Source organism: Caloranaerobacter ferrireducens, assembly GCF_001730685.1.
Lineage (GTDB): Bacteria > Bacillota > Clostridia > Tissierellales > Thermohalobacteraceae > Caloranaerobacter > Caloranaerobacter ferrireducens.
This window is the reverse complement of the sequence record NZ_MDJR01000010.1, coordinates 1-18925: the sequence shown is the minus strand read 5'-3', so window position 1 is coordinate 18925 and position 18925 is coordinate 1. Positions and strand designations below refer to the sequence as shown.

General features: G+C 29.1%; 21 protein-coding genes. 4 read left to right on the top strand and 17 right to left on the bottom strand.

Annotation, left to right across the window (positions count from 1 at the left end; translation table 11 throughout):
* Positions 1–19 precede the first annotated feature (19 nt).
* From BFN48_RS11145 to yedF, 9 genes are all read right to left on the bottom strand, one after another.
* The gene (locus BFN48_RS11145; RefSeq protein ID WP_207644732.1) at positions 20–538 is read right to left on the bottom strand and encodes an ECF transporter S component; all 519 of its coding nucleotides are present in this window, start codon (positions 536–538) and stop codon (positions 20–22) included.
* A gap of 104 nt (positions 539–642) precedes the next feature.
* The gene (gene rpsR / locus BFN48_RS11140; protein WP_141706172.1) at positions 643–864 is read right to left on the bottom strand and encodes a 30S ribosomal protein S18; all 222 of its coding nucleotides are present in this window, start codon (positions 862–864) and stop codon (positions 643–645) included.
* A 14-nt stretch (positions 865–878) separates the two neighbouring features.
* Complete coding sequence (locus tag BFN48_RS11135; RefSeq protein ID WP_069650984.1) at positions 879–1295, bottom strand: single-stranded DNA-binding protein; 417 nt, start codon at positions 1293–1295, stop codon at positions 879–881.
* Between the two features lie 13 nt (positions 1296–1308).
* Positions 1309–1575, bottom strand: a complete 267-nt coding sequence (gene rpsF / locus BFN48_RS11130) for a 30S ribosomal protein S6 (protein ID WP_423230253.1) — start codon at positions 1573–1575, stop codon at positions 1309–1311.
* A 359-nt stretch (positions 1576–1934) separates the two neighbouring features.
* Positions 1935–3191 carry an MFS transporter gene (locus BFN48_RS11125; protein ID WP_069650982.1) on the bottom strand — a complete coding sequence of 419 codons (1257 nt, stop codon included), beginning with the start codon at positions 3189–3191 and terminating at the stop codon, positions 1935–1937.
* Between the two features lie 218 nt (positions 3192–3409).
* Positions 3410–4591 (bottom strand): aminotransferase-like domain-containing protein, encoded by a 1182-nt coding sequence (locus BFN48_RS11120; RefSeq protein WP_069650981.1) that lies wholly within the window; start codon positions 4589–4591, stop codon positions 3410–3412.
* Between the two features lie 182 nt (positions 4592–4773).
* Complete coding sequence (locus BFN48_RS11115) at positions 4774–4965, bottom strand: DUF951 domain-containing protein (protein WP_069650980.1); 192 nt, start codon at positions 4963–4965, stop codon at positions 4774–4776.
* Positions 4966–5074: 109 nt separating this feature from the next.
* A complete protein-coding gene (locus BFN48_RS11110; protein ID WP_069650979.1) occupies positions 5075–5341 on the bottom strand; it encodes a putative Se/S carrier protein in 267 nt (88 codons plus the stop codon).
* A gap of 14 nt (positions 5342–5355) precedes the next feature.
* Positions 5356–5952, bottom strand: coding sequence for a sulfurtransferase-like selenium metabolism protein YedF (yedF, locus tag BFN48_RS11105; protein ID WP_069650978.1), 597 nt, complete (start codon positions 5950–5952; stop codon positions 5356–5358).
* A gap of 381 nt (positions 5953–6333) precedes the next feature.
* On the opposite strand from yedF, the gene BFN48_RS11100 reads away from it, so the two are divergent.
* The 4 genes from BFN48_RS11100 (at position 6334) to BFN48_RS11085 (ending at position 8995) form a co-directional block, all read left to right on the top strand.
* Positions 6334–6738, top strand: coding sequence for a hypothetical protein (locus tag BFN48_RS11100; RefSeq protein WP_069650977.1), 405 nt, complete (start codon positions 6334–6336; stop codon positions 6736–6738).
* A 28-nt stretch (positions 6739–6766) separates the two neighbouring features.
* Positions 6767–8032, top strand: a complete 1266-nt coding sequence (locus BFN48_RS11095) for an MFS transporter (protein WP_069650976.1) — start codon at positions 6767–6769, stop codon at positions 8030–8032.
* A 178-nt stretch (positions 8033–8210) separates the two neighbouring features.
* Positions 8211–8573, top strand: coding sequence for a DUF2089 domain-containing protein (locus tag BFN48_RS11090; RefSeq protein WP_069650975.1), 363 nt, complete (start codon positions 8211–8213; stop codon positions 8571–8573).
* 44 nt (positions 8574–8617) lie between these two features.
* Complete coding sequence (locus tag BFN48_RS11085) at positions 8618–8995, top strand: SHOCT-like domain-containing protein (protein ID WP_069650974.1); 378 nt, start codon at positions 8618–8620, stop codon at positions 8993–8995.
* An 18-nt stretch (positions 8996–9013) separates the two neighbouring features.
* Here the strand turns inward: BFN48_RS11085 and BFN48_RS11080 are convergent, their stop codons facing one another.
* From BFN48_RS11080 to BFN48_RS11045, 8 genes are all read right to left on the bottom strand, one after another.
* Positions 9014–9709, bottom strand: a complete 696-nt coding sequence (locus tag BFN48_RS11080) for a CvpA family protein (RefSeq protein ID WP_069650973.1) — start codon at positions 9707–9709, stop codon at positions 9014–9016.
* A gap of 12 nt (positions 9710–9721) precedes the next feature.
* On the bottom strand, positions 9722–10828 hold the full coding sequence (locus tag BFN48_RS12720) for a DUF5711 family protein (protein WP_069650972.1): 1107 nt from the start codon (positions 10826–10828) through the stop codon (positions 9722–9724).
* Between the two features lie 83 nt (positions 10829–10911).
* Positions 10912–11952 carry a YkvI family membrane protein gene (locus BFN48_RS11070; RefSeq protein WP_069650971.1) on the bottom strand — a complete coding sequence of 347 codons (1041 nt, stop codon included), beginning with the start codon at positions 11950–11952 and terminating at the stop codon, positions 10912–10914.
* Between the two features lie 65 nt (positions 11953–12017).
* The gene (locus tag BFN48_RS11065) at positions 12018–13739 is read right to left on the bottom strand and encodes an NADH-dependent [FeFe] hydrogenase, group A6 (RefSeq protein ID WP_069650970.1); all 1722 of its coding nucleotides are present in this window, start codon (positions 13737–13739) and stop codon (positions 12018–12020) included.
* Positions 13732–15024: an NADH-quinone oxidoreductase subunit NuoF gene (nuoF, locus tag BFN48_RS11060; protein WP_069650969.1), complete on the bottom strand. Its 1293-nt coding sequence runs from the start codon at positions 15022–15024 to the stop codon at positions 13732–13734. Before nuoF ends, BFN48_RS11065 begins: the two co-directional genes overlap by 8 nt.
* Positions 15024–15497 (bottom strand): NADH-quinone oxidoreductase subunit NuoE family protein, encoded by a 474-nt coding sequence (locus BFN48_RS11055; protein ID WP_083238914.1) that lies wholly within the window; start codon positions 15495–15497, stop codon positions 15024–15026. Before BFN48_RS11055 ends, nuoF begins: the two co-directional genes overlap by 1 nt.
* Positions 15498–15509: 12 nt before the next feature.
* Positions 15510–15869 (bottom strand): (2Fe-2S) ferredoxin domain-containing protein, encoded by a 360-nt coding sequence (locus tag BFN48_RS11050; protein WP_069650968.1) that lies wholly within the window; start codon positions 15867–15869, stop codon positions 15510–15512.
* 179 nt (positions 15870–16048) lie between these two features.
* The gene (locus tag BFN48_RS11045) at positions 16049–18697 is read right to left on the bottom strand and encodes a sigma 54-interacting transcriptional regulator (protein WP_069650967.1); all 2649 of its coding nucleotides are present in this window, start codon (positions 18695–18697) and stop codon (positions 16049–16051) included.
* Positions 18698–18925: the final 228 nt, after the last annotated feature.

Genomic DNA, 18925 nt, shown 5'->3' with positions numbered 1-18925 from the left:
TTTAAGCGTTATATTAATTCTATTTATTAAAAATATTTTTTGGTAACATTTTTATTATCAATACAGCTAAAAATCCCCCAATAAGTGCCGTATACAATTGAGGAAGAGATAATGCAACAATAAGTTTTGCAGGTACTTTTGGCATAAATAATTTAACCAAATATCTAACAGAAAAAGCTAACCATACAAATTTAACAAAAGCAGCTCCTATTAAACCTAAATAATCTCCCCATTTAGAAGTTTTATTTCTAATATAATTAAAAATTATAACTAACAAAGCATTTCCTATCATAATAAATGGAATCAAAGGAAATTTAGGCATTATTCCTACAAAAAAAGCTATTAAAGGTGTTAAACAACCAACTATAATTCCTGACAAAGTCCCAACTAGTGCACCACTCATTATAAGTACCATATTTACTAAAGGACCTACTGCAGGTTGAGCAAAAGCTCTAAAACCTATTTGAAACACTAAAGCTAAGGCTAACATTAAGCCTGTCCTTGTTAAAAATGAAATTGTAATACTTCTATTTTCCATATACTTCACCTCTTTCATAATTTATACTATCTAAAATATTCTATGAAAATTATAACACAATTATGAACATCAAAAAAGAGAAGTGGTTTTCCACTTCTCTAATATTATTCTACAGTATATGGTAATAGAGCTATATTTCTTGCTCTCTTTATCGCTCTTGTCAATTGTCTTTGATGTCTTGCGCAGTTTCCTGTGATTCTTCTTGGAAGTATCTTACCTCTTTCAGTCATGTACTTTTTAAGTCTATTCACATCTTTGTAGTCTATCTTTTCTACTTTATCAACACAGAAACTACATACTCTTTTTTTCCTATTTCTTCTAGCCACTCTTGTCCCTCCTTCTAGAATGGAATTTCGTCATCGTCTACTGGTTGAAACCCATCTGCTGCTATCAAATCTTCTGTCCTCATACCCATACTTTCGCTACCAGATTTATTGTCTCCCCAATCTAGGAATTGCACTCTGTCTGCTACTATTTCTGTAACATATCTTTTTTCTCCTTGTGGAGTTTCATATGATCTAGTTTGTATACGACCTTGAATTCCTACAAGTCTGCCTTTTCCTAGATAGTTAGCACAATTTTCAGCTTGTCTACCCCAAACTACGATTTTAAAGAAATCTGTTTCTCTTTCTCCTTTTATATTAGTAAAAGGTCTATCAACTGCTATATTAAAGGTGGCAACTGCTCTTCCATTTTCAGGTAGAAACCTCAATTCTGGGTCTCTTGTTAATCTACCAATCAATAAAACACAATTCATTAGTTCACCACCTTTACTCATCTTCCTTTACAATCATATGTCTGATAACTTGCTCAGTTATCTTAGAAATTCTGTCAAGCTCGTTTACTACACTTGACTCACCTTGGAAGTTAATAACAACATAATATCCTTCAGCGTAATGCTTGATTTCATATGCAAGTCTTCTTACGCCCCACTCATCAATTTTTTCAACAGTACCATTTTGTTCAATGATACCTTTGAATTTTTCAATTATGTTGTTTCTAACTTCCTCCTCTAGATCTGGGACAAGAATAAACATAGCTTCGTATTTTGTCATCGCTTTCACCTCCCTTTTGGACTTACGGCCCTATTAAATAGGGCAAGGTTAACTACATTCTAGTATTATATCACTAATAAGTATATATTACAATAGTTTTTATTTATACTCTCTTATTATACTAAAGAATTTAAAATTAGCTAATTTCAGAACTAGAAATATAATGCATTAAAGCTAATATATTAAACCTGTTTTAACAGACTGTAGATAAACTTGATTTTTTAAAAAATTATATAAATAAATATGAAAATAAAATCGAATGCTTGAAAAAATTTAGTTCTTTCTAAATTCTTTCGCATAAGCGTTATCTTTATAAATATTTTACTCTATCAATAAACTCATTATTGATTAACTGCTTTTAATTTAACTTGGTTGGGCACTTTCAGTAATAAAAATGCACCTATTAAGAAAAATATAACAACACTAAAAACTCCATACCTTGTATTGCCTGTAACCTGTGCAATAATCCCAACTAATGTAGGGCCTAAAATAGACGAAAATCTACCAAAAATATTATAAATACCAAAAAACTCACTTGAATTATTCTTTGGAATTAATTTACCAAAATAAGAACGGCTAAGTGCTTGAATACCTCCTTGAGAAGAAGCTACAAGCATAGCTAAAATCCAAAAATCTAGTGTAGAATCTATTTGATAAGCATAGATACATATAAATATATAAATAGAAACTGCTACTAAAATCATAGTTTTTCCTGAATAAATAGAAGAAAGTTTCCCATAAAGTAATGCAAATGGAAAAGCTACAAACTGAGTTACAAGTAAAATAACTAATAAATCCATAGGAGCTACACCAACATCTCTACCAAAAACAGAAGCCATTCTAATGATTGTACCTACTCCATCATTGTAAAAGAAATAAGCTAATAGAAAAATAAATATAGCTTTATACTCTTTTATATTTTTCAATGTCGACATTAAACGCTTAAAACTATTTTTTATGGAGTTATTCTCACGTTCAATATAATATACTTGCTTTACATTCTTTAACATAGGAATAGTAAATAATCCCCACCAAAGTGCTGTAATAACAAATGAAAGTCTATAAGCAAAAGTTGTAGAAATACCTAGGTTCCGACTAAAGAAAACAATAGCTATACCAATAATAAAAGGTATAGTGCTTCCTATATAACCATAAGCATAACCCATAGATGAAATTTTATCCATTCTTTTATCATCAGTTACATCAGTTAAAAAACTATCATAAAAAACATTAGCTCCAGAAAACCCAATTAGTGATAGTATATAGAATACTATTACAATTTTCCATTGTCCCATAGGCACAGTTGCCATTATCCCCGTAAAAAATACTCCTAAACTAAAAAAGAAAATAAAAAATCGCTTTTTAAATCCCTGATAATCAGCAATAGTTCCTAAAAATGGTGCTAAAATTGCTATGAGAAATGTACCTATTGAGTTGGCATAGCCCCAAAATGCCGTTGAATCAGAATCTGCAATACCTAAATAACTTGTCATATCTTTAAAAAACAAAGGTAGAATTGCTGTTAGCATAACTATTGCAAATGCAGAATTAGCCCAATCATATAAAATCCAACTCCACTCCTTTTTTGTAGTTTTCACTACGTACTCCCCCTTATATTTTTATAACTATAATTATTATAACATATCAAAAATATACTTGTTATCCAAATATATGAAATGAAAAAGACAGAGAAAGTGTTTTATATGTAAATAATCTAGAAACTTAGAAGTAGAAATTTTGGAAAAGCTTGAAAATAGCATAGCTAACAAAATAGAAAAAAATAAATTTAAGGTCCCTTTAAAAAGGGACCTTTATATTAAAGCATTTCTTTTATTGCTTCTGCTAATCTCTTAATTCCAATTACTATTCTTTCTTCATCCATATTTGAATAGTTAAGTCTCATTGTATTTTCATGACCACCATTAGGGAAGAATGAACCACCTGGTACAAATGCAACATTCTTTTCAACAGCTTTTTCTAAAAGTTCTCTAGTATTAATGTGTTCTGGTAATTCAACCCAAGTAAACAATCCACCCTCTGGATAAGTATACTTAATTCCTTCAGGGAATTCTTCTTTCATAGTATTTAGCATTAAATCTCTTCTTCTCTTATATACTTCCTTAATCTTATCAATGTACTCGTCTAAATCATATTTTTCTAAAAACTTATTTAACTCTCTTTGAGCTATAGTACTAGTCTGCAGGTCTGCACCTTGCTTAACTAAAATATATTTTTGCAAAACTTCAGTGTCAGCACAAGTCCAACCTAATCTTAATCCAGGACAGAAAGTCTTAGAAAATGTACCTAAGAATATAACCCTTCCTTCTGTATCAAAATGTTTAATTGCTGGTGGTCTTTCCCCTTCAAATCTTAACTCACCATAAGGATTATCTTCTATAATAGGTAAATTGTATTTATTTGCAACTTCGATTAGTCTCTTTCTTCTTTCTATAGACCAAGTTCTTCCTGATGGATTTTGGAAATCAGGAATTACATATATAAATTTTGCTCTTTCTGTTTTTTCTAAAATCTTCTCTAATTCTTCTATTATCATTCCGTCATCATCAGTAGGCACTTCTGCAAAATTACACTGATAAGCTTTAAAAGCATTTATTGCTCCAAGATAACTTGGGCTCTCACAAATTACTACATCACCAGGATCTAAAAATATCTTTCCTGTAAAATCAAGACCTTGTTGTGAACCACTAGTTATAAGAATATTTTCATAAGTTACGTTAACACCTACTTTAGCCATTCTTTCTGCTATTTTCTTTCTAAGAGGAGTATATCCTTCAGTTGTACCGTACTGTAATACTCTTTCTCCTTCTTCTTCTAAAACTTCTCTTGTTATTTCCTTCATTTCTTCAACAGGGAATAATTCTGGTGCAGGTAATCCGCCTGCAAATGAAATAATTTCTGGTTTTTCTGTAAGCTTTAATAATTCACGTATCTCAGAAGCTTTAATATTTTCCATGCGCTTTGCATAATTTAATGCCATAATAAGCACCTCCAAATCTTCATAATTTACAAAGTAAAACGTTTTCCTTTTTCTCTCTATATTTAGTTTACTATATTTATCTAACGTTGTCTATTTCAATTACTTCAAATTTTGACAAATAATGATTTTTCAATATTGAATTTTTATTAAATTTTTTTAATATATATCCTCTATTCTTTATTTTACTCTACTTGACTAATAATTTTCTTGATTCTCTTTTCTAGTTTTTTCCTTGGGAGCCAAACCTGTCTATTGCATTCAAGACATTTAATCCTAAAGTCTATTCCAGTCCTCATAATTTCCCATTTATCTCCTCCACAAGGATGTACTTTTTTTAACTGTACAACATCCCCTACATTAAGCTTCATAGGCATAAATATCTCTCCTTTTTAGAACTAAATAAAGCTACCTCTTTTATGAAGTAGCTCTAAATATATTATATTATATTTTTTTGCTTTTAAAAACAAAAGATTTTTTTCTATTTTAATATACCTTATTTACTATTCTTTTACCGTTTTCTCTCATAATTTCATATATTCCTTTTATATTAAGTGCCGCACTTTGAATACATGATATTACTTCTTCTAGAAATTTTTTATCAAACCTAATAGATAACCCACAGCTTGCAGTTATCTCTCTAGGAGTTGGTATAACTTTAATTTCTATATTTCTATCCTTTAAAATCTTTTCTCCCTGTATTGCATGATTAGTTGAATTAAATGTTACAACACAAAATGCTTTTTTAATCATACTAAATCATCCTTTTACAATACTATAGTATTTGTTGCATTCTTCATTTTTTCCACTATAGTATACATATTTGTGACTTCTCCTACCTTTAACTTACCATTTAAATTGTAAAAATCCAAGCAAGTTCCACAAGATAATATCTCTACTCCCTGCTCCTCCAATTTCTTTAAATCATCTATTACTTCTGACCCTTCAGTAGTTAATTTTACCCCACTATTTAAGAAAAGTAAAGTCGATGGATATGGAATTGATTCAGTCAATGTATATATAAATCCCTTCATTAATATTTTTCCTAATTCATCAGAACCTTTACCCATTTTATCAGAACCAAAAACTACAGTCATATCTTTAAATATATTCGGCTGGCAAGTATTGCTTTCAACTTCTACAACTTCTCCCTTAGTAATATGAATTACAAAATCATTATCTTTTGTCTTCTCTACTTTAAAATTGTAGTTCATACTCTTAGCAAGTTTAGATACATTCTCTTTAGCAACTTCATTATCCACAATAGTAATAACAACTCCTGATTCTATTTCATCTAATGCTTTTTTAGTCATTATTACAGGTTTAGGACAAGCCTTACCTCTTGCATCAACTTCCTTTTTCATTTTAATACCCTCCTGTTTTATATAGCTTACATATGCCTAAAACTTTAATTATATTATAGTTTTATTTAGCTATAACATTCAATATAATAAGGATTTTATAGATATTATCTATATTAATAGGTATTATTATAAAATTTATCTATAGTTTTTAGGTACTAGGTGCTATTATTGGCTATTCGTCGTTCGCTTTTCGCAGTTCGTTATTCGATTTCATATATTAATTATTTTAATTGTAAGTTTAATTTTTTTAATATTTATATTGACTTTTATTAAAGATGGTAATAATATATAATTAGAAATTAAAATAATTCATTTTATGTTTTCTAAAAATAAATTATTTTAATTTGTTTTTTTAAATATATTAGATAAGGGGGCTTTTGTTTGAAAGATAGCATCCAAAAGATACTAGCAATGTTAGAAAGAAAAGAAATTAGTGCAGAAAAAGCTATTTATTTATTAAAAAATTTACACCCTGATAGTAATAAACCCAAAAAAAGAGCTTCAAAAATAAAAATCACTATTATAGACGAATCAGAACATAAAATTAAAATACCTGCAATACCTTTCTGGATGATTGAATTATTAATTAATATAGGATTAAAACTTATTACCATTACTTCTAAATACTCAAAACATTTAGATGATGATACTTTGAAACACATAAAAGTCTTAAAAGATATAGATTTAAATGAAATATTTAAAGTCCTGAGAATGCATGAACCTTTTAATTTAGTAGATGTTGAAGATGAAAAAAGTGGAACTAAAGTCAAAATAATTACTTCGTAGGGCTTAAAAACAGAAAAGGAGCGTTTATATGTATAAAAAATTAGTAAGTATATTTTCGCAATATAGTGGATTATCAAAATCTGCATATGTAATTTTTTTCGCAAGAATAATTACGAATATGGGCGCATTTATCTGGCCCCTACTTACACTTATACTAAGCCGTAAGATAGGTTATTCAGCATCTACAATAGCTATAATATCGTTAAGTATAGGAGTGCTATATTTACCTGCAACTGTATTAGGTGGTAAGTTAGCTGACAAGTATGACCGTAAGAAAATAATTATAATATTTGATTCTTTAAGTGTTGTTTTCTTTATATCTTGTGCATTCATAGAACCAAGTAACCTAATGACAGTATTATTTGTGCTAGCAGGATTATTTGCAAATATGGAAGGTCCTGCTTTTGAAGCATTAATTGCTGATGCTACAAAACCACAAGAAAGAGAAAAAGTATACTCATTATCATATCTTGGACATAACTTAGGTTTTATTGTAGGAGCTACTGTAGGAGGATTACTATTTGAAAAGTATTTAAGTTTAGCATTTATAATTGATGGATTAACAACATTGTCTTCAACTATATTAATTATTTTATTTGTAAATGTTCTGAAAACTGATGATTTAAAAGATGATGAGAAAAATGAATATGAAAACCATGCTGGTAATGATGTTTCATCCTTTGATATTTTAAAAGAACGCAAATCAATATTAATTCAGTTACTTGTTTTTATGCTCGCAGCATTTATATATGATCAATGGTCATTTACATTACCTCTTTATATGGAAACTATATTCTTAGATAAAGGAGCTCAATACTTTGGCTTACTAGCAAGTTTTAATGGACTAATAGTTATTTTATTTACACCAGTAATGACTCGAATATTAGAAAAATTAAATGAGCTGCCAAAGATTATTATTGGATTACTTCTTTATTCATTAAGTTTCTTAATAATTAGAAATGCAGTAGTGTATTGGGTGTTTTTTGTAATGATGTTTGCGTTTACTATAGGAGAAATAATTAATATGTTAGGATCCTCGCCATATATAAGTAGAAGAGTTCCAGCTTCACATCGTGGAAGAATCAATAGTTACCGTAACATTGGATATTTCATAGGTGGAATTGGAGGACGTGTTATTATGGGTTGGTTAATAGATACATTTTCATATGCAACTGCTTTCACAGTCTTAGGAGGAATAGGTGTAGTTAGTGCTACAATAGTTTATTTAAATTATAAACTTGATAAAAAAATATTCCCAAAACTTTATGAAGGAAAAATTGCATCAGAAAAATAACTACCAGTATTTATTATGTTATAATGAATAGTCAACAACTATAAATATACCAAAAAATAAAGAAACTTCTGATTGTAATGTTTAAAAATATTATCCATACTCTTCGTTTATTAATTTATAAGAATAAAAGTATATAATTTCCTATGGATTATAAAAGATTATAGAAGGAGGATAGCTAATGAAAAAAGAAGTAATCGGAAGATGTCCTGTTTGTAACAATGAACTTAACGTAACAAAACTCCATTGCGATTACTGCAATACAACTATAGAAAGTAAATTTTCCTTGTGTAAATTTTGTAAGTTAAATGATGAACAAAAGTATTTCGTCGAAGTTTTTATTAAGAACAGAGGAAATATTAAAGAAATCGAAAAAGAATTAGGAATATCATACCCGACAGTAAGAAATAAACTTGAAAACGTTATAGAAGCTTTAGGATATAGTCCAAAATATACTCCAAAAATTGATAGAAAAGAAATTCTAGCTAAACTTAGTACAGGAGAAATAACTGCCGAAGAAGCTGTAAAACTGCTAAAGGAATAAAGTGAAAAATTTTAAAAATTAATTTTGAATAGGGGGAGGATATTATGTCAAATTTTAAAGAAGAAAAATTACAAATCCTTAAAATGATTGAAGAAGGAAAAATAACACATGAAGAAGGATTAGAATTGTTAAACGCAATAGAAGAAAAAGATAAGGAATTCAACACATCTAACGCAAAATGGATAAAAATAAGAGTATATGATCCATATGATAAAACTAAAGTGAATGTAAATATACCTGTAGCTTTAGTTGATGTAGGTCTAAAATTTGCAACAAAATTTTCACCCGAACTTAAAAATTCAGACCTAGAAAACATCAATTTAGAAGAAATTATACAAATAATTAAAAGTGGAGCGCAAGGAAAAATAGTAGATGTAACAAATGAACGAAATGGAGAAAAAGTTGAAATTTTCGTAGAATAAGCATGGCAAAAGCCATGCTTATTTAAATAATCCATATCCTTTGAGATAATTGATTATTAAATTATTGCTATACAAATAATACCCTATAGTTGAATCATAAACACCTTTTGATATAGCTCCATCTGGAAACATTGTAACAACAGGAGTAATAATAGCAAACAAAATGTATAGTATAAAAATTCCTTTTACAAGACCAAAAATTAAACCTGCTGATTTGTTTATTTGCCTTAAAACTGGCAGCTGTGCTATATTATCAAGAACACTAACTACAACATATAATATGAATTTAGCAACTAGAAAAACTATTATTATACTTATTATATCTACAAAAAGTCCTGTCAGTTTAGTAGATATCATATCTCCAGCTGTATTTATTGTATTGTTCATATAAGAATTAACATTCGGATCATTTATCATACTTTCGCCTAATTTATTTGGTAATTTAAGTATTTCAAAAAAATCGCCTATACTACCAGAATTCCCTATCTTATTTATTATAATTTGTACTCTCGTTGTAACATATTTTTTTATAGTATAAATAAAATTTGGATTATTTTTTATAAAATTCGCAAGTACAGGATAATATAATTTAGCTATATATAAGGATAAAATGAAACCAAATAAGTTAAATACCGTTATTATCAATCCTTTTCTTAATCCTCCTAGACCATTTACTAGAAGTATAACAATAACAACATAATCTACCCAATTCATAAAAATCAGCTCCTAATTACTCTTCAAATTGACTAGCTTCATTATTTTTATGTTTTCATTCGTAATAATAATCAGTTTATCTTTCAAAATACCTATGGATTTTATCTTTTCGCTAGTATTATAATCCAAAAATACATCTTTACTTATTCCATATATCCTTTTATCACCAGCTAGATAAATATTGCTATCTTTTTTATATATCTTTTTAATACTTTTATCAACTTCTTTTTTCATTATAGTTCTTCCATTTATACTCACAACCTCTAAATATTTTTTATCTCCATCATATAATAGAATAATTTTCTTATCATTAATATCAACTCTCAAGTCTATTATTTCTCCATTAACATTTCTATCCCAAAGCAGCTTCTGCTTACTGTTTAACAATCTGATATTGCTTTTCGTAACTGATAATATCTTACCATCAATAAAATTAATTTTCGCTATTATATCATTTTCAATACTTTGTCCCCATATCTCATAACCATTTACAGAATATAATGCTACTTTACTTTTTATCTTTTCATCACTTAAATCTAAAACATTAATAAGTACTTTCTTTTTATCTCTTGAAATATCACAATCTAAAGCTACTCCTTGCTCTAAAATAATATTACCAACTAAATCTCCTTTTAAATTAAATATGTTTATTTGATCCTTGCTTTCTCCAGCCTTTGTAAATATAATCAAACAATCTTCCTTTTCAACAATATCTTTAATCGATTTTTTAAAATCATAACGCCAAATTTCCTCTCCATTTAAATTTAAAGCAGTAACTTGTCCATTTAGAGGGTCTAATATATATATATTTTGCTTACCAAATCGTATGATTGGATTTATAATCTTTATATCTTTTTTCCATGCTATATTCCCGTTATAATACAATGAAATAATTTTATTTGAATCTGTAATCAAAATTTTATCGTCATAAATATTAACTCCAGAATATTTATTCATATCTACATTTATGTTAGATATAATCTGTAAAGTTTTTTCATTATTATTTAATAATTTACCTATATTAAACATCCTGCTTGAAGCAATTAGTATAAGTAAGAAAAATAACAATATAAAAAATTGCAATCTTTTATTATGTCTCTTTGCTCTACTACCTCTCAAAATCTCCAACTCCTTCAGTAAAGCTATTTAGCCTATAGTTTATTATTCTTTTTTCTCAGGTAAAATCCTTCTGTTTTAAACTTCTAAATCTTCTTAAGTATAAAGCTTAAAATAATTGAAACTAAAATAGGAATTCCTACTACACCATATAATGGATATAATATTGATATTAATCTTGAAAAACCAACCTTTGCCATGGGTATTGTTAAAAATACAAATAATATTGAAAATAATCTTTCGTCTATTCTAGTAATCTTTGACACCCTTCTTATACATCCAAAACCATTTGCTATCGCTGTAGTAAACATTGCACACCACAATATTAAACTATAAATTGTTTCGCCGTTTTTGCCCAAATATTCAGCTGTTTTTAACATAGGAATCTCAAGACCAAAAACATCTGTATAGAGTATTAGTAATGGAACAAGTATAAAGATAGCTAATACTCCAAGACCTAATCCGCCAAATAGCCCTCCTTTAATAGCTTCTGTTTTATTAGGTATTATCGATGACAAAGTGCTCATTACAACTAAAACAGGTATACAATTATAACTTACATAAATTATCGATGAGGTTAACCAATTGCCAGTTGTCGAAATTTCAGCCCCTTTATAATTACTAAATACTAAACCCTCTTTTGAAATCACAAGCATACTTAATGTAATAATACCTACTAATAATAACGGAACTATTATTTCATTCACTACTGAAATACCTTTAATACTAAATAAAAAAGTTATTAATGTAGCTATCCCCATAATAAATATACCAATACTGTAAGGCAAATGAAACTGTTCGAAAAAAATAGCACCACTACCAGCTAACATAACACAATATCCACCGAATAAGAAAAATAATATTATAAATTCAAATGTAGCACTTAACTTATTCCCAAATATTGAAATTAAAAAATCCTGATACCCATTTAAATCATTTTTATATACAGAAACTAAAATAATAATTCCTATAATACAAAATAATATTCCTGAAACTATAATTCCTAATAATCCTTTAATACCAAACACTCCAAAAAATTTTATTATCTCCTGGCCTGATGCAAAACCTGCACCTATAACCGTTCCGATATATATAAAAGATAAATTTATCCATTTTCCACTTTTCATAGACAAGCCCCCTAACACTCCATTATTAATTTTATGTGTAAGGGGGCTTGACTAATGATATATATTTAATTTTTTCTATTAATATAATGAGTATGAAGTAATTGATGAGACTTATGCCCTAGAGGCTCTTGTAAAAATTCTTCATAAAGTACATTTACCACAGGATTTAAATGAGATTTTCTTATAGCATATGAAATATCTACATTATAAATAGCTTCTATTCTTTTCTTCTTAATCTCATTTGTATTTGGTATAGGCTGACCACCACCACCTATACAACCACCAGGACAACACATTACTTCAATAAAATGATAGTCTGCCTTACCTTCTTTAATCATATCAAGAATCATTTTAGCATTTTTAAGACCGTTAACTACTGCTACTTTTACTTTTACATTATCCATTTCTACTTTCGCTTCTTTATATTCATCTATTCCTCTTAAAGCAGTAAATTCTACTTTTTTAAGCTCTTTACCTGTCACCTTTTCATACACTGTTCTAAGCGCAGCCTCCATTACCCCACCAGTAGCTCCAAATATAGCACCTGCTCCTGTCGCAATTCCAAACGGTTTATCAAATTCTACCTCTTCTAAATCTTCTAGTTGTATTCTTGATTCTTTAATCATCTTACCTAATTCTCTAGTTGTTAAAACAATGTCCACATCTTGATAGCCTGAACTATCCATTCCCTCTCTAACTACCTCTGCTTTTTTAGCAGTACATGGCATAATAGATACTACAACTATATCTTTAGGATCTATTCCAAATTTTTGAGCATAATATGTTTTAGCTAAAGCCCCGAACATTTGCTGTGGTGATTTACACGTAGAAACATGCTCTAATAGCTCAGGATAGAAAAACTCTATATATCTTATCCAACCTGGACTACATGATGTTATCATAGGAAGCTTTCCTCCATTTTTTATCCTATAGAGTAGTTCATTTCCTTCCTCTACTATTGTTAAGTCAGCTGTAAAATTTGTATCAAAAACTCTGTCAAATCCTATAGCCTTTAAGAAAGCTACTATTTTCCCTGTAACTATACTACCTGGTTTAAATCCAAATATTTCCCCTAATGATACTCTGACTGCAGGTGCCATTTGTACAACCACATGTTTACTTTTATCCTCTAATACATCCCATACTCTTTCAATATCTTCTTTCTCGTATATAGCACCTACTGGACAAACATTAATACATTGACCACAATATACACATGCAACATCACTTAATTTTTCATATAATCCAGGTAAAATTTTTAAGTCACTACTTCTATTGATAGCATCTATTGCACCAACTCCTTGTACATCATGACATACTTCTATACATCTTCCACATTTAATACATTTATTAGGATTTCTAACTATTGAAGGATTAGATTCATCAAGTGGTAAATTTTCTGCTATCCTATCATATTTTATTTCTTTTATATTTAGTTCTTCACTTAATTTTTGTAGTTCACAATTTCCATTTCTAATACATGTCAAACAATCACCATCATGTCTTGCTAAAATAAATTCCATTATACTTTTTCTTGCTTCTCTAACTCTTCTTGTATTAGTTCTCACTCTCATACCATCTCTAACTGGTGTACAACATGAAGCTGAAAAATTCTTTTGACCCTCAATTTCAACTATACAAATCCTACAAATCCCCTTTATTTTTTGGTCTGGATGATAGCAAAGAGTTGGAATGTTAATATTTGCCTTTTTTGCAGCTTCAAGTATCGTAGTCCCTTCATCTACTATTACTTCTTTGTCATCTATAAAAACCTTCACTTTAGTCATCTAGAACACCTCCTTTAAAGGTGCATTTTCCTGCTCTACAATATCCTTTTAAATGCTCTTCATATTCTTCTTTAAAATATTTCATTGTAGTTATCAAAGCAGTTGGAGCTGCTTGACCTAACCCGCATAATGAACACTGCTCCATAACATCAGAAATATTTTTTAACAATTCTAAATCTCTTTCACTACCTTTTCCTTCTGTTATTCTTTTTAGCGTCCTAACTAAATGATAGTTACCTTCTCTACATGGTGTACATTTACCACATGACTCATGCTGGAAAAACTGAGAAGTTACTTTTATAAAATCAACTACACATGTGTTCTCATCTACAACTAAAATTGCTCCAGAACCTAATCCTATACCATGATTTCTTAACTCATCGAAATCAAGTCTTAAATCTAACATGTCAGCAGGTATACAAGCGCCTGAAGAACCACCTAGTTGTACAAACTTCAAATTCCTATCCTTCACAAGTCCACCACAAATATCATATATAATCTCTCTTAAGGTAATACCAAATTCCACCTCATAAACCCCTTTATTTACTACACTTCCAGATACGGAAATAAGCTTAGTTCCACTACTTGATTCTGTTCCATACTTTTTATAATTTTCAGCTCCTATTTCTAAAATAACCGGAATGTTAGCAAGTGTTTCAACATTATTTACAAGAGTTGGTTTTCCCCATAAACCTTTATTAGGAGGATATGGAGGTTTAAATCTAGACCTTCCAGGATTACCTTCAATAGACTCTATTAATGCAGTCTCTTCACCGCATACATATGCTCCAGCTCCTGATCTAATTTCGATATCAAAACTAAAATCACTACCCAAAATATTTTTGCCTAAATAACCTTCTTTTTTCAGTCTATCGACTGCTTCAATCAGTAGTTCTCTTGATTTTGGATATTCACCTCTTATATATATAAATCCTTTTTTAGCACCTACTGCATAACCAGCTATAAGCATACCCTCTATAATCTGAAGTGGACAGCCATCTAATAATACCTTATCTTTAAAAGTTCCTGGTTCTCCTTCATCTGCATTACATATCACATATTTCTCATCACTTTCTTCCATAAATACAAACTGCCATTTTAGTCCTGTTGGAAATGCAGCTCCACCTCTTCCTTTCAAATTTGACTTTTTTATCTCATCAATAACATCTATTGGTTTCATTTTGAATAAAGCTTTTTCTAAACTTTTAAAACCACCATTTTCTCTATAATCATCTATTGACAAAGGATCTAACTTACCACATAATCTAGAAACCAAATTCACCATTACTTCCCCTCCTTTCTTAATGAATCTAATATCTCGATTATCTTATTTTTATCTAAGTTTCCATATACTTTATCATTTATCTTTACTGCTGGAGCTAAATTACACGCCCCTATACAACTTGTATATTCTAATGAAAACATTCCATCCTGTGTTACTTCTCCCATTTTTATTCCTAAAACTTCTTCAAAAGCTTTTACAATATCAGAAGAACCCGAAATATAACATGGTGCACTATTACAAATCTGAATAACATACTTACCTCTTCCTTTAATAGATAACATTGAATAAAATGTTGCTACTCCATAAACTTTACTTAGTGGTATATCTAACGACTCTGAGATTATTTTTAAAGTTTCCTTCGGTACATAATTACCTTCTGTTCTTGATTGTATTTCAAGTAGTATCTCGATCAACTTATCTTTTGTATTCCCTTTCTCCTCAATTATCCCTAATACCATTTGCTGCAAATTCATATATATCCCCCCTTACATTTTTAGTAACCATTCTTCCATTGGCTCTCCATAAAGAGAATGAGAAATAACTATAGCTCTAGCTTTCGAAGGCGTTACTAATTCATAAGTGTATCTCTCACCATTTGGCATATATATATCTAATAATGGTTCCTTAGAGCAAAGTCCTATACAGCCAGTAGTTTCTAATATTACATTGTCAATATCTGCTTCAACTAAAACTTCCTGCATTGATCTTAGTACTTCATTAGCTCCAACACTTACACTGCATATTGAATATCCTAATACGGCTCTTATTTTCCCATTTTCTCTCTTGTTTTTTATAGCTTCCTCAGCTGATTTTCTTAAATTCTGATAGAAATCATTAAACCTCATATCTAACCCCCCTTTATTTGCTAAATATAAAATGCATAATTTATGCCAAATAGATACTAGGGGCTAGGTACTTGGTACTAGAAACTAGATACTAGATAAAAAAAGTCAATAGATAATAGTCGATAGACAAAAATCTATCGACTACTAACTATTGACTACTAAATAATGCATTACTGCATTTAATCATGCTCTAAAGCATTACTCTTTATATATTTCTGTATCTTTCTTACAACTGTTGACTGATTAACACCTAATACTTTTGCCATCTCATAAGTAGATTTGTATTTTCTATATGCTTTTTCAATCAATTTCTTCTCAACTAACTCAACAGCTTCCTTTAAAGGTAATATCCCCTCTATATCTACTTTCTTACAATAATCATTAGTATTTAATAAAAACATAGGCAAATCTTTAATATCTATCACATCACTTGGTGTAGTAACCACTACTCTTTCAATTAAGTTTTCCAACTCACGTACATTTCCAGGCCAATTATAATCTTCAAGAATCCTTTCAACTGATTTAGATAACCTTTTATTACACCTATATTTCGAATTAAATATCTCTAAAAAATGATAACATAGTGGAAGAATATCAGTTTTTCTTTTTCTCAGTGGAGGTATTTCGATAGGAACTACATTCAATCTATAGTATAAATCAGCTCTAAACTCTCCTTTTTGCACCATATCATATAAATCTCTATTTGTAGCAGCTATTATTCTTACATCTACATACTTTTCTCTTATCCCCCCTATTCTCATAATTTTTCTTTCTTGTATAACCCTTAATAATTTAACCTGCAAATTTAAAGGAATCTCTCCTATTTCATCAAGAAATAATGTTCCTTCATGTGCAAGTTCTATAAGTCCTGGTTTGCCTTTCTTTTTTGCTCCTGTAAAAGCACCTGTTTCATATCCAAATAACTCAGATTCAATCAAATTATCTGGTATAGCACCACAATTAATTTTAATAAAAGGCTTATCCTTTCTTGTACTTAGATTATGTATAAAATTTGCAACAATCTCTTTTCCTACCCCTGACTCCCCTAAAATCAAAACTGTAGAATCAACTTTCGCTACACTACTTGCTAAACTTAATACTTCTCCAAATTCAATACTGTTAGCTACAATATTCTCATTGTGATATTCTTTGTTATATGTTCTGCTTTTAGTCTCTTTGTAATATTTTTGCAGTTTTCTAGTTTCTTCTATTTGATCTCTTAATCTATTTAATTCATCTATATCTCTTATATTAGTTACTACCCTTTTTATTGAGGAATTGCTATCAAATATAGGTGTAGCTGTTGCCAAATACTCTTTACCATTATGAGAATGCTGAATAAAAGATATTCTTCTTTTTTCCTTTAATACTAATAAAGTTGCTGAAGGAAAAATAATATTTTTACTTTCTATATCTTTAACGGATTCTTCTTTTTTAGTTTCATATCCTACCATTTTCCTCCACGCTGAATTTGTTTTCAATATTCTACCCTCTCCATCTGTAACTACAAGACCATCATACGATGACTCAATAACCGCTTCTAATTCATCCTTTAAGTTTTCTGTCTCCTTTAATGTTTCAGATAATTGTTCAACTAGTTTAGTCTTTTTAGAAATAAGATATGGTAAACACATATCCACTTCTGCAATTCCCTGAAATACAGCTATTGCTTTATCTCTGCATGTACTATATCCACATGCACCACAATTCAGTTCATCTTCTTTAGTAAATTTATTAGTCATATTTAATATTCTCTGTATTTCGCTTTCTGTAGGATAAGGTAATATACTTCTTTTATTTCTATAATACCTTATAAAATCTAATTCTAATTTTATATTTCGTTTTTTTGCTTTTTTAGCACTATTTTTTATGTATTCATAAATCTTATTAATTCTTTCATAATAGTTTAAACTGCTATCAATCTTAGGTCCATCTATACATCCTCTACACATTAAAACATCAACAAACTTACCTTTAAATTTACCAGCTTTAATAGCATTTATTAATTCAACACAATCTTTATCATTATCTATAACTACATATTCACTTTCTTTCAAATTATATAAGGATTTAAGATTCCCCAATAACCCTCCTGATAAAGGAAATAACTTTCCTTCATTGCAATATATACTATCAAAATCCATTTCTTGAGCATTCTCAATATTAATACCTTTAATTGCAAAAATATCTTTTAACTCATCAAACGTAAGTACACTATCTATAATTCCGTCAAATTGTGGCTCTAATGCTTCACACTTTTTTGCTACACAAGGCCCAATAAAAACTATCTTAATATTTTTGTTTTTGTGTAGCTTTCTAATAATTTTTCCTGTAGCAATCATAGGTGATACAAAAGGCAAAAGATACTTTATCATTTCTGGATAATGCTTTTCTATTAAAGATATAAATGCAGGACAAGGAGAACTTAAAAAAAGATTATTTTCTTTATTTTTAATATACTGACTGATAGCTTCAACAATATACTCTGCACCTACTGCAACTTCCCATACTTCTGAGAAACCAACTTCTTTTAAAGCCCCAACTATCTTTTTATAATTATATTCATGAAAACTTACTATAAATGAGGGAGCTATGCAGGCTATAACTGTATCATTTTCTCTTAATATACTAAGTGTTTTTCCTTTACTATCAATAACTATTTTAGCTTCTTGAGGACAACTTTTAATACACTTACCACAATTAATGCATCTTGAATGAACTATTTTAGCCTGTCCACTTTCTATTTGTACAGCTTTGGCAGGACAATTTCGAACACAAGAATAGCATTGTTTGCACTTATTTTGACTTATACTAATAATATCCTGCATAGATATCACCCCTTTAATCGGTTTACAATTCCTTTATGTTATAAATAATATGTATTTTTATAGATAAATAGTATTAGAGCTTGTAGACAAAGTAAAATATTTATGAAAATAACTCTCATGCGAAAGAAAAAACTAAATTCTTTCAAGCATTCGCTTTTATAATCCATAGAAAATTATAAACTTTCTTAGACAAATAGAAAAAAAGTGGCCAAAGGCCACTTAAACAAA

Excerpts from the sequence above, each read along its gene's own strand:
- BFN48_RS11110 (WP_069650979.1), bottom strand. The coding sequence starts at position 5,341 with ATGATTAAAAAAGCATTTTGTGTTGTAACATTTAATTCAACTAATCAT.
- rpsF (WP_423230253.1), bottom strand. The coding sequence starts at position 1,575 with ATGTTTATTCTTGTCCCAGATCTAGAGGAGGAAGTTAGAAACAACATA.
- BFN48_RS11050 (WP_069650968.1), bottom strand. The coding sequence starts at position 15,869 with ATGAGGTTTAATGATTTCTATCAGAATTTAAGAAAATCAGCTGAGGAA.
- nuoF (WP_069650969.1), bottom strand. The coding sequence starts at position 15,024 with ATGGTGAATTTGGTTTCTAGATTATGTGGTAAGTTAGATCCTTTGTCA.
- BFN48_RS11085 (WP_069650974.1), top strand. The coding sequence starts at position 8,618 with ATGTCAAATTTTAAAGAAGAAAAATTACAAATCCTTAAAATGATTGAA.
- BFN48_RS11070 (WP_069650971.1), bottom strand. The coding sequence starts at position 11,952 with ATGAAAAGTGGAAAATGGATAAATTTATCTTTTATATATATCGGAACG.
- BFN48_RS11135 (WP_069650984.1), bottom strand. The coding sequence starts at position 1,295 with ATGAATTGTGTTTTATTGATTGGTAGATTAACAAGAGACCCAGAATTG.
- BFN48_RS11120 (WP_069650981.1), bottom strand. The coding sequence starts at position 4,591 with ATGGCATTAAATTATGCAAAGCGCATGGAAAATATTAAAGCTTCTGAG.
- BFN48_RS11090 (WP_069650975.1), top strand. The coding sequence starts at position 8,211 with ATGAAAAAAGAAGTAATCGGAAGATGTCCTGTTTGTAACAATGAACTT.
- BFN48_RS11055 (WP_083238914.1), bottom strand. The coding sequence starts at position 15,497 with ATGAATTTGCAGCAAATGGTATTAGGGATAATTGAGGAGAAAGGGAAT.
- yedF (WP_069650978.1), bottom strand. The coding sequence starts at position 5,952 with ATGAAAAAGGAAGTTGATGCAAGAGGTAAGGCTTGTCCTAAACCTGTA.
- BFN48_RS11115 (WP_069650980.1), bottom strand. The coding sequence starts at position 4,965 with ATGCCTATGAAGCTTAATGTAGGGGATGTTGTACAGTTAAAAAAAGTA.
- BFN48_RS11080 (WP_069650973.1), bottom strand. The coding sequence starts at position 9,709 with ATGAATTGGGTAGATTATGTTGTTATTGTTATACTTCTAGTAAATGGT.
- BFN48_RS11095 (WP_069650976.1), top strand. The coding sequence starts at position 6,767 with ATGTATAAAAAATTAGTAAGTATATTTTCGCAATATAGTGGATTATCA.
- BFN48_RS11045 (WP_069650967.1), bottom strand. The coding sequence starts at position 18,697 with ATGCAGGATATTATTAGTATAAGTCAAAATAAGTGCAAACAATGCTAT.
- BFN48_RS11065 (WP_069650970.1), bottom strand. The coding sequence starts at position 13,739 with ATGACTAAAGTGAAGGTTTTTATAGATGACAAAGAAGTAATAGTAGAT.
- BFN48_RS11145 (WP_207644732.1), bottom strand. The coding sequence starts at position 538 with ATGGAAAATAGAAGTATTACAATTTCATTTTTAACAAGGACAGGCTTA.